14 protein-coding genes are annotated in these 12,611 nt (G+C 58.9%); 11 read left to right on the top strand and 3 right to left on the bottom strand.

All coding sequences use genetic code 11. From position 1 onward, the window contains the following. Positions 1–6: 6 nt before the first annotated feature. Positions 7–615: a hypothetical protein gene (locus C7H08_RS01110; protein WP_106669919.1), complete on the bottom strand. Its 609-nt coding sequence runs from the start codon at positions 613–615 to the stop codon at positions 7–9. Positions 616–755: 140 nt separating this feature from the next. Beyond that, on the bottom strand, positions 756–2,243 hold the full coding sequence (locus tag C7H08_RS01105; RefSeq protein WP_106669918.1) for an amidase: 1,488 nt from the start codon (positions 2,241–2,243) through the stop codon (positions 756–758). A 97-nt stretch (positions 2,244–2,340) separates the two neighbouring features. Here C7H08_RS01105 and C7H08_RS01100 point away from each other — a divergent pair, with 97 nt between their 5' ends. The 11 genes from C7H08_RS01100 (at position 2,341) to C7H08_RS01050 (ending at position 11,268) form a co-directional block, all read left to right on the top strand. Further along, entirely contained in the window at positions 2,341–3,108 is a 768-nt protein-coding gene (locus C7H08_RS01100) for a sulfite exporter TauE/SafE family protein (protein WP_106669917.1), read from the top strand. Between the two features lie 155 nt (positions 3,109–3,263). Then, positions 3,264–4,055 carry a MotA/TolQ/ExbB proton channel family protein gene (locus C7H08_RS01095; protein WP_106669916.1) on the top strand — a complete coding sequence of 264 codons (792 nt, stop codon included), beginning with the start codon at positions 3,264–3,266 and terminating at the stop codon, positions 4,053–4,055. Beyond that, complete coding sequence (locus tag C7H08_RS01090; RefSeq protein ID WP_106669915.1) at positions 4,042–4,437, top strand: ExbD/TolR family protein; 396 nt, start codon at positions 4,042–4,044, stop codon at positions 4,435–4,437. Before C7H08_RS01095 ends, C7H08_RS01090 begins: the two co-directional genes overlap by 14 nt. Further along, entirely contained in the window at positions 4,434–4,844 is a 411-nt protein-coding gene (locus tag C7H08_RS01085; RefSeq protein WP_106669914.1) for an ExbD/TolR family protein, read from the top strand. The genes C7H08_RS01090 and C7H08_RS01085 overlap by 4 nt, the downstream gene beginning before the upstream one ends. Beyond that, the gene (locus tag C7H08_RS01080; protein WP_106669913.1) at positions 4,841–5,611 is read left to right on the top strand and encodes an energy transducer TonB; all 771 of its coding nucleotides are present in this window, start codon (positions 4,841–4,843) and stop codon (positions 5,609–5,611) included. Before C7H08_RS01085 ends, C7H08_RS01080 begins: the two co-directional genes overlap by 4 nt. A gap of 301 nt (positions 5,612–5,912) precedes the next feature. Further along, entirely contained in the window at positions 5,913–6,761 is an 849-nt protein-coding gene (locus tag C7H08_RS01075; protein ID WP_106669912.1) for a formate/nitrite transporter family protein, read from the top strand. Positions 6,762–6,835: 74 nt separating this feature from the next. Next, positions 6,836–8,566, top strand: a complete 1,731-nt coding sequence (locus C7H08_RS01070; protein ID WP_106669911.1) for a bifunctional protein-serine/threonine kinase/phosphatase — start codon at positions 6,836–6,838, stop codon at positions 8,564–8,566. A 203-nt stretch (positions 8,567–8,769) separates the two neighbouring features. Continuing rightward, positions 8,770–9,288 carry an Hcp family type VI secretion system effector gene (locus C7H08_RS01065; RefSeq protein WP_106669910.1) on the top strand — a complete coding sequence of 173 codons (519 nt, stop codon included), beginning with the start codon at positions 8,770–8,772 and terminating at the stop codon, positions 9,286–9,288. Positions 9,289–9,341: 53 nt separating this feature from the next. Then, the gene (locus C7H08_RS01060; RefSeq protein ID WP_106669909.1) at positions 9,342–9,689 is read left to right on the top strand and encodes a hypothetical protein; all 348 of its coding nucleotides are present in this window, start codon (positions 9,342–9,344) and stop codon (positions 9,687–9,689) included. Positions 9,690–9,699: 10 nt separating this feature from the next. Beyond that, positions 9,700–10,149: a hypothetical protein gene (locus C7H08_RS01055; protein WP_133169813.1), complete on the top strand. Its 450-nt coding sequence runs from the start codon at positions 9,700–9,702 to the stop codon at positions 10,147–10,149. Between the two features lie 420 nt (positions 10,150–10,569). Then, positions 10,570–11,268 (top strand): hypothetical protein, encoded by a 699-nt coding sequence (locus C7H08_RS01050; protein ID WP_227663205.1) that lies wholly within the window; start codon positions 10,570–10,572, stop codon positions 11,266–11,268. Here C7H08_RS01050 and C7H08_RS01045 read toward each other — a convergent pair. Then, the gene (locus C7H08_RS01045; RefSeq protein WP_106669907.1) at positions 11,265–12,563 is read right to left on the bottom strand and encodes a nitrate- and nitrite sensing domain-containing protein; all 1,299 of its coding nucleotides are present in this window, start codon (positions 12,561–12,563) and stop codon (positions 11,265–11,267) included. The genes C7H08_RS01050 and C7H08_RS01045 overlap by 4 nt on opposite strands. Positions 12,564–12,611 lie beyond the last annotated feature (48 nt).

The raw sequence follows: 12,611 nt of genomic DNA, 5'->3' as shown, positions 1-12,611 counted from the left end.
CTGAGATCAGTGCAAAAAGCGCATCTCACGCGGATACAGGGCGGCACTGACCTCCGGTTCTTCCAGTAAGTCGGCCAGTTCTCTGTCGATGTCGGTCTCTTCCCCTTCATCTGGCAGCGGTTCAAACAGGGTGCTTAACCAGGCCGCCACCGACGGTGCGCTGTCTCGGTCGTAATCGGTCGACAGTGCCTTGATCCGGCGAAAACCGATGATCCGCTGATGTTTGGGATCGCGAATCTGCTCGAAACCCCGCCAATAGATACGGTCCCGAGTGTGCAGCTGCACAAACAGGGTGTCGATGGGGCCACTGTCGTCGTGTTCACTGTCTTCGTCATCTGCCTGCGCCTGGGGCTCATCGGCGCCTGTTGATTTACGGCGGATGGTGGTCCACGCCGGATAGAGCACCGCCACGGCGTCCGCTTCCACATGTTCGCGGGCCGCACGCAAAATCAGACCCCAGCGGGCCTTGTCGGCATCGGTTTCCAGAGAGTTGATCGGCAGGTCGTAGCTCTGTTCACTGGACAGAACTATCGCCATCATCGGGGCGTCCAGCTCCCCCATAGCTTCGGCCTGTGCTACGGATACCAAATCGTCAATTGCCATCGATTGGTTCATAATATGCTCGCCTCCTCGATGCCATCAGGGTATTCAGGGAAACTGTCCCTGCTTTACAGCATAGCCTGTTCCGCCCGCAAAGATAAACGTGGAGTTTGCAGTTGCGGATCACAAGCCGCGCGGCTATCGCAAAAAGAATGTCAGAACGCATTCTCCAGGCGCTCGTAATTGGCGAACCACGGGCTGGCCTCCTCAAGCTGGGCCGCCAGCTGCAGCAGGCGGTCTTCACCGCCATGGGCGGCTCCGAACTGAACCCCCACCGGCAATCCGTCGCGGGTCCAGTAAAGAGGAACGGACATGGCCGGGGTGCCAGTCAGGTTGGCCAGCTGGGTGAACGGTGTTCGCGCCAGACTTTCAAGCGCCATCTGATCCACCTGGCCGCTGCGATGTAGCAACTTACCTGCCTTGAGAGTCAGCATCAGTTTGGCGACCAACTTAAGATGGGCCGGGGTCTCCATTGCCCCGATTTTAGCAGGCATTTGGCCGGTGGTCGGGCACAGGTACACATCGAAACACCCGAAAAATGCCCCCAGTGCCCGGGCAAAATCATTCCACTGCTGGCGGCGGCGAACGTAATCAGGCAAGGGCATGGTGCGGCCCAGCATGCCGAGCAGGCGGGTTTCCAGTTCAAAATCTTTATCGCTGGCACCGAACTGTTCGCGCGCCCTGTCCATCAACGATGACACTTCACCGAAATACAACGCCAGATAGCACCGGGCCAGCGCAATACCGTCGAATTCCGGGCGGGCGTACTCAACGTGGTGCCCAAGGCTTTCCAGCATTCGGGCAGTTTCTTCCACAGCGGCCACACATTCCGGTGCTACCTCGGTATCGTACGGGGAGGCGGTGAAGACACCGATTCGCAGCCGGCCCGGCGACTGCTGCATCAGGTCCAGCCAGGAAGCTTCAGCCCCGGGAATCCGGAACGGATCGCCGCTGGCGGCTCCGGCCAGCACATCCAGCATACCGGCACTGTCACGCACCGTACGGGTGACGACATGATCGGTCGACGCGCCAGTCCAGGCTTCGCCCAGGTGCGGCCCTGCGGAAATCCGGCCCCGGGACGGCTTCAGGCCGAACAGACCATTGTAAGCCGCCGGGATGCGAATCGAGCCACCACCATCGTTGGCACCGGCCATAGGCACAATACCGGCGGCCACTGCCGCGCCGGAGCCGCCACTGGAGCCACCCGGGGTCAGCTCGGTGTTCCAGGGATTTCGGCTGGGGCCCCACAACACCGATTCGGTGACCGCTTTCAGGCCAAATTCCGGCGTTGCCGTTCGCCCCAGGAAAACCAGACCGCCCTGGCGGGCGCACTCGACGAATTCTGAGTCCCGGCTCGGGATATTCCGGCGCAAGGCGCGACTGCCAAACGTGCAGGGTTGTCCGGCCTGTTCCTGAGCCAGATCTTTCAGCAGCAACGGCACACCGGCGAACGGCGCATCCGAAGGAACGACCTGGCTCACAGCCTCGGAGAACTGGGGCTGGCAAATGGCATTCAGCGAGCTGCTAACCTGGTTGGCGCGTTCAATCGCCGCATCCACGACTTGCCGCTGACTGACATCGCCCCGGCGGATCAGATCAGCCAGCGCAGTGGCGTCGTATCTCAAGTATTCGGACTGTTTCATCGGCAAACCTGTTTGTTGTTTTATGTCCAAACACCCCTGGACATTTGAGGTATAAACCGGAAACTCAATAGCTTACGCCAATCCCAAAGTGAGTTCCATGGACCTGATCCTGTTTCCAGATGCCCTCAGCCCGACCGTTGCGATTTTCCTGCTGCTGGCCTCTGCGGCCACTTCGATGTTGACCGCCATTCTCGGCGTCGGCGGTGGCGTTTTATTATTGGTGCTGATGGCCACCTGGATACCGCCAGCAGCGATCATACCAGTACATGGAATGATCCAGCTGGGTTCGAATACCGGGCGCGCGACACTGACCCGACATCACATTGACTGGAGGGTAATCGTCACTTTTGCTCCCGGGGTCATCGTCGGAGCTGGCTTAGGTGCCTGGTTATTGGTGGACCTGCCGGCACACCTCTGGCAGCTGTCGATCGCGCTGTTTGTGCTCTATCTGTGCTGGGGCCCAACGCTACCCAAAGCCTCATTCGGCCCAGTGGGTATCTTTGTGGCATCTGCCATCACCAGTTTTATCAGCCTGTTTGTAGGCGCAACCGGCCCGCTGGTGGCCGCCTTTATCAAGCAGATTCACCAGGATCGTTTCAGAACCGTCGCCACCTTTGCTGCCGCCATGACACTGCAGCACGCGCCCAAGGCTTTGGTGTTTGGCTTCGCCGGCTTTATGTTCTCGGACTGGCTACTGTTCATTCTGGCCATGATTACCTGTGGCTTTGCCGGTACCTGGTTTGGGCTGCACGTGCTGAAATCCATGACTAACCGCTGGTTCGGTAAGGCCTTCAATGTGGTGCTGACAATGCTGGCTTTGCGCCTTCTATGGCAGGCCGCGGCATCGGCGGGCTGGATGGGTTAGGTCTTGTCGCTGTCGGGAGTGGCCGGCGACAGGCAGTCAGTTGCTTCAGTGATCCCAATGGCAGCAAACCCTTTCAGCAACGTCAGATCCTGACTTGTAATCTCAGTGATAATCGTTATTATTTAGTTCTACTTTTATTCGCTGAGTAACTTTGCATGACCTCCACCACCGCCGTTTTCCCAGCCCTCACTGACCATGGCCCGCTCACTCAACTGGTTGATATGGGTGGCTCTGTAATGATTGTGCTGATTGTCATCGCGCTGATCGGGGTGGTGACCTTTATTTACCTGATGCTGTTCGGAACGTTTTATGCGCCCCGGTATACCCGGCCGCTGCAACAGCTTGTACAGCAATGGCAGCGCTCGCCGGCTGATGCTCCGGTTAAACAAATGCAAAACAACGCCGGGCTACTCCAGCGCAACAACCCCCTCATGCACTTGCTGACCAACACCATGTCGGCCTGCCAATCCAACCCCAACATCGCGGCTGCGCGTGAAACCGCGGTACGCGACGCACAAAGTTCACTGGAACCTTTTGAAGCGCCCCTGAAAATCATTGAAGTGATTGCTGCCCTGGCCCCGCTTCTGGGTCTTCTCGGCACCGTTATGGGCATGATGGAAGCCTTCAGCGCTATGGCTGCCACGGAAGGCCGAGCTAACGCCAGCCAGCTCAGTGGCGGCATCTATGAAGCCTTGACCACCACCGCAGCCGGCCTTGTTGTTGCCATTCCATTTGCCGCACTGGCGGCTTGGATCGAGTTCCGCCTGCGTCGGATTCACAAGACGATCAACAGCACCCTGGTCAGCGTGTTCAACGTCATGCCATTGTCAGAACCAGAACCCGCCATGGTGACCGACAGCGCGGAACGCCAAACGCCTGGTTCGTCTCGGGCAACGCATGACTTCGCCGTTGACGACAACCCGCGTTTTGCCCATGCAGCTGGTTGACCCCCGGCCCAATCGGCCCATGCCTATCCGGATCACCCCGCTCATAGACGTGGTGTTCATTCTGCTGGTGTTCTTTATGCTAACAACCCGACTGTTACCGGTGGATTATCTCGAGTTGGGCAATGACACCCGCGAACGACGCAGTACCACCGGTGAGCCATTACCCGCGCTTCAGGTCACGGCCAACGGCATTATCCATTGGCAGGACAACCGGTATTCGCTCGATGAGTTATTACCTGCGCTCGAGGCCGCCGGTGTGCACGCGGCCAATCTCACGACAACACCGAACACCAGCCTGGCCGACTTCACCCGTACGCTGAGCAGGCTCGATGGCGCCGGCATCAAGCCCCACTGGCAGCGCAACGCGCCCACCGGGTTATGACAGCGCTGGTCCCACCACCGCCCACCTCTGGCAAAGGCCTGCTGGAGCGCGTTGAAGATGCGCTGCTGCCGCTGATCAATCTGGTGTTCCTGTTGCTGATGTTCTTTATCGTGGCCGGACAACTGACCGAGCAGCCTTTGCCAGAGTTGCCCGGCAGTGCGAGACTGCAACAGGAACGTTCGACGGAAGCCGATCTGATGGTGCCAGCCAACGGCCAGTGGCAGGTTGCCGGGAACACCGTTGATGCCGGCGAATTGCTGGCCGCGCTGCCACGGCCGGATGAGCACCAGCCCCTGAAAATCGCCGCCGACCAGGCCCTGACCATGGCGGATCTGGACAGTCTGCTGCGGTTGCTGGAAGAGGGCGGTTATACCGACGTACTGTTGCTGACGGAGCCCGGAGCGTGAACCCGTCACGGAACGGCCCCAAAGCCGTGTTTCTGGTCATCGCCGTCTGCGCTACCGCAATCACTTTGGCGCTGGCGGCCCCGGACAAACCCTTGGAGCTACCCACATTCGGTGACAGTACCGTCAACTCGGCCCCGGCCATCAAGGTTAGCCTGGCCGGCCGCAAAGCCCCCGAACCGGTAGCACAGCCGGAACCCCCAGCCGAAGCGAAGCCACCGCCACCGCCAACACCCGAGCCAGAGCCAGAGCCAGAGCCAGAGCCAGAGCCAGAGCCAGAGCCAGAGCCAGAGCCAGAGCCAGAGCCAGAGCCAGAGCCAATAGCAGAGCCCGAACCTGAGCCCGTGCCAACCCCGGTTGAGCAACCGCGGTCGCAGCCCACTGAGCAGATCGTGGCCGAAGCGGTTGAGCCAACCGGTGACGAAGCCGACGCCCAGGAAAACCAGAATGCGGTGCCCCTGCAGACGGCCGGTGATTCCGCTGATGTGGACAACTACCTGAGCAAACTCAGCCGCCACCTGGCCCGCTTCTATGATTATCCGCGCCGGGCCCGGCGGCTGGGTCAGGAAGGTACACCGGTGATCGTGTTCGAGTTTGCCCGTGACGGCTCCTTGGTCCACCACACACTGCGGAACAGCTCGGGCCATCCGCTGCTCGATGACGCCGCCCGGCAGATGCTGGCACAAGCCGCGCCGCTGCCGGAAGTGCCCGACACCATGCGTGGCCAAACCTTTACTTACGCCTTGCCCGTCCGGTTCAAGCTGCGCTGACCCCCGCACCATACCAGCGCAAATCGCACCGGGTCGGTGCGGGCAATCGGTTCGACCGCAACTCCCTTAGATCGCCTCACCACATATTAGCCATTGAATAAAAACGTTTTTTTCCTAACAACTTCAAGACTGGCACGGCACCTGCTCTTATCTTTTAAGCAGATTGAATTTTCTGCCCACACTCAAGTTTTTCAGACGACGGCGTCTGCTCACACCTACCCATCAACGGTAGCCGGTGAGCGATGCCGTCTTTTTTTGGTCTGTCGGAAAGACAGCCAGGGAATGCTCAGGGGATCACGCTATGTCTTACATCATGCCTTCGGAGTTCGTCACCAAGATGGTGGACGCCGGTGAATCAAAAATCTACATGGCCACTCGGGATGTGCTCATTCGGTCCTTTATGGCCGGCGCCATCCTGTCGCTGGCGGCGGTGTTCGCGATTACCGTGGCGGTGCAGACCGGCAGCCCGCTGGTCGGTGCCATGCTGTTTCCAGTGGGCTTCTGCATGCTCTACCTGATGGGCTTTGACCTGCTCACCGGCGTGTTCATGCTCACGCCTCTCGCCCTGCTCGACAAACGGCCGGGGGTGGACACTCGCGGCATTTTGCGCAACTGGGGTTGGGTGTTCCTGGGCAACTTCGCCGGCGCCCTGACCGTGGCCCTGATCATGGCGTTTGTCTTCACCTACGGCTTCAACATCGAACCCGGCGCGGTCGGTGACCGCATTGCCGACATTGGCAAGGAGCGCACCCTGGGTTACGCCGAGCATGGCGCCGCCGGCTGGTTCACCATCTTTCTGCGCGGGGTGCTGTGCAACTGGATGGTGTCCATGGGGGTAGTGGGAGCAATGATTTCCACCACCGTGCCAGGCAAGGTACTGGCGATGTGGATGCCGATCATGTTGTTCTTCTACATGGGCTTTGAGCATTCCATCGTTAACATGTTCCTGTTTCCGTTTGCCCTGCTGATGGGCGGCGAGTTCGGAATCCTCGACTACTTCGTCTGGAACGAGATCCCGACGGTGCTGGGCAACCTGGTGGGCGGCCTGTCCTTTACCGGGCTTACCCTGTACGCCACGCACCTGCGCACAGCGCCCAAGCGCACCCTGCCAAACACCTATCACGATGGTGAACTGGCCCGTTCCAACTAAACGACTGCAGCAGGCACAGAGCCCGGTGGCCGCACCCATCGGGCTATGTGTCGTTGTCTGAGGCAAACCAATCCATGACCACCCAGCTTTCGGTAACCACGGGCCAGCACTCCGACAAGGGCCGCAAACCGGTTAACCAGGACTTTCATGGCCTGATGATTCCAGACAATCATCAGCTCCGGTCCAAGGGCATCGCCGTGGCCATCGCCGACGGCATCAGTTCCAGCAACGTCAGCCAGATTGCCAGCGAGTCTGCGGTGGCGGGGTTTTTGAGTGACTATTATTCGACGCCAGACAGCTGGTCGGTCAAACAATCCGCCCAGCGGGTGCTCCGGGCCAGCAACGCCTGGCTGCACGCCCAGACCCGGCAAAGCCAGTACCGGTACGATCAGGATCGTGGCTATGTCTGCACCTTCAGTGTGCTGATTCTAAAATCCGCCACCGCTCATCTATTTCATGTGGGCGACGCCCGGATCTACCGGATGCAGGGTAATGCTCTGGAGCAACTGACCACCGATCACCGGGTCTGGTTGTCCCGGGATGACAGCTGCCTGAACCGGGCCATGGGCCTGAGCCAGCAACTGGACATTGATTACCTGACCGTTCCGGTGTGGCCGGGGGACACCTTTGTACTGGTAACCGACGGCGTCTACGAACACCTGATGGCACGGGACATGGCCAGCATCATTCAGGATTCCGGCGACGATCTGGATGCCGCCGCCAGGCAGCTGATCGCCAGCGCACTCGCCGCGGGCAGCGACGACAACCTGAGCGCCCAGATTGTCCGGATCGACTCGGTGCCCGCCCGCAAAAGCAATGAGGAAGTCATCCGGGACGCACACCAGCTGCCGTTCGCGCCGGAGCTGGTGCCGGGGCAACGGCTGGACGGCTACCGGATTCTCCGGCCGATTCATGCCAGTAGTCGCAGCCATGTCTATCTGGCGGTCGACGAAGCCAGTAATCGTCAGATCGCCCTGAAAGTACCAGCCATGGAACTGCAGCAAGATCCCCAAGCGCTTGCACAGTTCAGCACCGAACACTGGGTGGCCCAGCGCCTCGACAGCCCTCACGTGGTGCCGTCCTTCGCCCCGGAACGACAACACAGCTGCCTGTACCTGGCCACCGAGTATGTGCCGGGCATCAGCCTTAAGCAGTGGTTGCTGGACAATCCCGGGCCGGACCTGGAAACCGTGCGCCAGCTGGCAGAACAGATTGCCCGCGGGCTTCGGGCCTTTCACCGGCTGGAAATGGTGCATCAGGATCTGAAACCGGAGAACATCCTGATCGACCGACAGGGCACGGTGGTGTTGATTGATTTCGGCGCCACCCGGATTGCCGGGCTACAGGAGCTGCGGGAGCACGATGAACCCAGCTGGCCCCGGGGCGCCGCGCTCTTCAGCGCTCCGGAAACCTTTCTGGGGGAACCCGCAGGCTGGCAGGCTGACCAGTTTTCGCTTGCCGTGATCATCTATCAGCTGCTGACCGGCCAACTTCCTTACGGCACCCGGATACCCGGCCTGCGCAACCGGAGCCAGTTACGCCGGCTGAACTATCAACCGGCCCGCCTGCACCGGGACGATCTGCCCGGTTGGGTCGACCTGGCGCTCGCCCGGGCGCTACACCCGGAGCCCCACAAACGCTATCCGGCATTGTCTGAATTTCTGTTCGATCTGCGTCAGCCCGGTCACAACTGGCAGCAACAGCACCGGCCGCCGCTGATCGAGCGTCACCCGGTGGGGTTCTGGCAGGGACTGTCCGCGCTGTTGCTGTTGGCCCTGATGCTGTCGTTCGCCTACCGGCCCTGATCCGGGCAAGTTATTGCCCGGCCAGCAAAAGCTCGCCCGTCCGGCAAGCAAGGCTTTGCTCACCGTTCTCTAGTCACCCTCGGAGAAATCTTTATTTCATTGTTTTTATTGTAGTTTTATTAGTTGGCACAGCCTTTGTAATAGGTGAAGGCGTCCAGGGAACAGCCCGGGGACGAACATTCACTCACGTCATGGAGCAGACTATGCCAACTCCTTGTTATATCAGCATCGAAGGTAAAACTCAGGGTAACATCACCGCAGGCGCATTCACGTCCGATTCCGTAGGCAACATCTACGTTGAAGGCCACGAAGACGAAGTGCTGGTTCAGGAATTCAGCCACGTTGTCACCGTACCGACGGATCCCCAGTCCGGCCAGCCTTCCGGCCAGCGCGTGCACAAGCCGTTCAAGTTCACTTCAGCCCTGAACAAAGCCACCCCGCTGATGTACAACGCCCTGGCTTCCGGCGAAATGCTGCCGAAGGTAGAGCTCAAGTGGTACCGCACTTCCGTTGAAGGTAAGCAGGAGCACTTCTTCTCTACCATCCTGGAAGATGCCACCATCATCGACATCAACTGCAACATGCCTCACTGCCAGGACGCCGCCAGCGCTGACTTCACTCAGCTGGTCACCGTGTCCCTGTCCTACCGCAAGGTAACCTGGGAGCATGCCGTTGCCGGCACTTCCGGTGCTGACGACTGGCGCACTCCGATCGAGGCGTAATCACCTAAAAAGGGCTCCTGCGGGGGCCCTTTTGCTTTTTCAAGGATGAAAATATGGATAGTCAATTGTCAGCGGAAGATATTGATAAAATCAGAGCCATCATGAAGGCGTTCTATGGCCAGTCCGTTGCTTCGGGGTTTACTGAGAGCAGCGTAACCGAAGAGACTGTGCGCGCTATCGCCCATATGCTCGTGGAAACGGTTGATTGCAGTAGATGGGTTGATGCAGTTCCCTCTCCGCAGGACCTGCTCAGGCCAACGCGCAGGATCACGGAATGGGCTTTACGCCTGATTCGCGAGGCAGGGAAGCCTTTTCTACAGAACGAAGTGACGGTAAACTGGCTGTGTCGGACTGTCCGTTCTGGCCAGTTCAGATCCTCTATCGAAACGACATTGAGATGAGACTCCCACCATGCCAAGGATAGGTCTAGCTTTAGCATTTGTACTTCTGCTCTCGGGCTGTGCATCCCATTCTTCACTGATCATTCAACCATACAGCGAATTATCTATAGAAGTGCCAAATGAGATGTTCTCCTCTGTTAAGGTGAGGGATGCAGAACTTCTTTTTCTGAGAAACGATCGGATCATAGGTTTCGTCAAATCAGATGAAATCCCGAGTACAGTAAGCACGGGCTCAGCAATCGACACATCAAGCACCCTCTTTGAAAGCGCCGAGCAGGGTTCTAACAAACCAGTTTGGATAGAGCGCATTCCTGAAGCTCGGGTTTTTGGGGTAGTTCAGGGAGAATTTAGAACCTTATTTATCGTACCCGACAACCACGCCCAGTCTCTCATTACCTTCCAGGGGCCAACTGAAAGCTCAACGTCGATCCGAATTAATGGTGAAAAGATTTCTTATTAGAAAAGCGGGCTGACGCAACTCTTACGTCAATTCCAATCGAACAATCCCAATAGCAGGCAGCGAAACGATTAGGCGCAGTAACATTAGCGTAGCTGATGAACTGTTCGACGATACACTCGTGGCTTCCCACGACTTCCATGATGGCGTTTGGATGTTATTCGATACCGTTTCGGGTGAACTCAAGCAACCCACTTCCGACTAAGAACAGGATTTGGAGCTGCGCCCCCGAGGATCGGGCGAACCCAGAGTCAGACAAACTGTCACCACTTATTGATATCTGGTGACAGATTGTCTGGTTACAATTGATGGTTCAAGTGGCAGCCTCGGCGGACCATAGTAATTTGTAAATTCTGTGGTTACCCTTGTCGGCTATGTTTCGTAATGAGCCTTCAAACATTTCGCCCAATTCGCGTGAAACCCATGCCCATCCCCAAGCAAACCACTCATAAACTCGGTGGCCTCATGTGCCAGGCCACCCGAAATGTCCTCTGGGACCCGGCGCAGGATTGGGTGCGTCAGCAGAACAGCAGTGCCAGTCTGGCGTTGCGGGTGGGCGCCGGGCAGGCCACCTATCATCGGTACGATCCGCGCCGGAAGCAGCATCTGATCAATTACGGGGCCCGGATGATTGCCGCCAAGCATCAACCGGAGACGGCTCAGGGCTGGCTATCCACGCGGGAAATTCGGGGCCGGGGCTATTTTGGCGGTGAGCTGAGCGTGCTGAATTTGCTGGCCCATACCTGCTGCCATGAATTTGCTCATCTGCTGCAGCACAGCGCCGGGCAGCGCCATTACGGCTCGGTGCACAACCGGCATTTCTATGAGGCACTGGATGAGTTGCACGGCAGCGGTGCGGCTGACGCTACCCGGCATTACCTGAGTGAGCAGGCCGACAGCGCGGGAATTGAGCTGCCCGGCACCGTTTTCGAGCTCCCCAATCCGGCCCACCAGCTCCGGCAATGGCAGGTCGGAGACCCGGTGTGCTTTGGTGAAGGCACTCACCAGAAGCAGGGCAAGGTGATCCGGGTCAACCGGAAAACCTGCACCGTTGCCGTCACCCGGCAGGCCCGGAATCTGCGTTACCGGGTGCCGTTAACACTGTTACGACACAGCGGCTAACCTTCTAACACCCCTGACAGCGCCACCAGAGCCCGCGCCACGTCTGGCAGGCGCTTGCCCTGGTCCATGGCCAGCTTACGCAACAATCGGTGGGCTTCGTCGTTGTCGATGTCCCGGTGTTTCATCAGCATCAGCACGGCTTTTTCCTGCGTTTTCCGGTCTTCCAGCGCCTCTTTGGCACTGCGCAGCTCGTCCGACATCTGCTGCAGACGATGGGTCTGCTCCTGCAGCAGGTCAAACACCGAGCGTCCAGACTGCTGGCTGATGCCACCGGCTTCCCAACCGGTGTTTGGATCGCTTACCTCGCCACTGTCACACAGAACCAGGCGCGGACTACCCGAACGAAGCTGAGCCAGCGAATCCATCAGCGTTTCCTGGTGAACCAGCGCATGGCGGGCCTCGGCGTATCGCGCCACGCAACAGGCATGAAAGGCCTGCTCCACCAGATCCTCAATCTGCTTGAGCTCATCCATTCGCTCCGTCAGCAAACCAAACCACTGATCCGCCAGCGACGGGTCCAGTTGCTTGTACCGGCCCACCGAGCTGGCCAACTGCCGTAGCTGCTCTATCTGCGCTTCCCGAGGGTGCACTCTGAGTTTCTGCCAACGGGCCACGCTATCGTCATTAGCAAAGGCCAGATACACCTCAAAACATCGTTCCTGTGCTTCAACCAGGTGCATCATGCGCCGTGACAGGGCGGTGTCGAAGTGGCCACTGGAAAACCCGGCTGACCCTGCAGCCCGCTCCTGACCGCAGTATTCCTTGCCGTTCATCAGGTGCACCATGGCCACCAGCAGCCCCGCAATAGAAGGATCCGCCACGGTGTCGGCGGCCTCGAACACCACGGTGATCAATTGGTGGATCAGTTCACTGAACGCCTCGGTCGCGTCAACAACCGGAATCCGCTGGTTGACGACAGCCTCTCTGAGCGCCGCCAGCCCGGCCAGACCGTGCAACGCGCTGGCAATGTGGTTGAGCAGCGGGCTGCTGACCGGATGATGGGTGAGATCGCCCCGGATATCCGCCAGCGACTGACTGAACTCCACCCTGTGTTCGTCAACGGCCCGCTTCATGGCGTCTCGTTCAACGGCAAACCGGGCTCCGCCCGAGCCCAGGAACACATTGGACGCGCCCCGTTCCCGCTGCAGTCCGTGCACCAGATTGCCAATACTCTGAACCAGCTTGCCCATCTGCAGAAAGTACTCCAGATGCCGTAATTCACACTGGCGTGAGGCAATCAGAAACTCGGTGGCGGTCGGCACTTCGGGGGTTTCACGTTTTCGGCTGACACTCATGTTCGCTCCCGGCACATCATTGTGCCCTGATAGTGCAATTGATCCTGT

Source organism: Marinobacter halophilus (assembly GCF_003007685.1).
Taxonomy (GTDB): domain Bacteria; phylum Pseudomonadota; class Gammaproteobacteria; order Pseudomonadales; family Oleiphilaceae; genus Marinobacter; species Marinobacter halophilus.
Note: the sequence above shows the minus strand (reverse complement) of the source record. Positions and strands in the feature narration are given on the sequence as shown.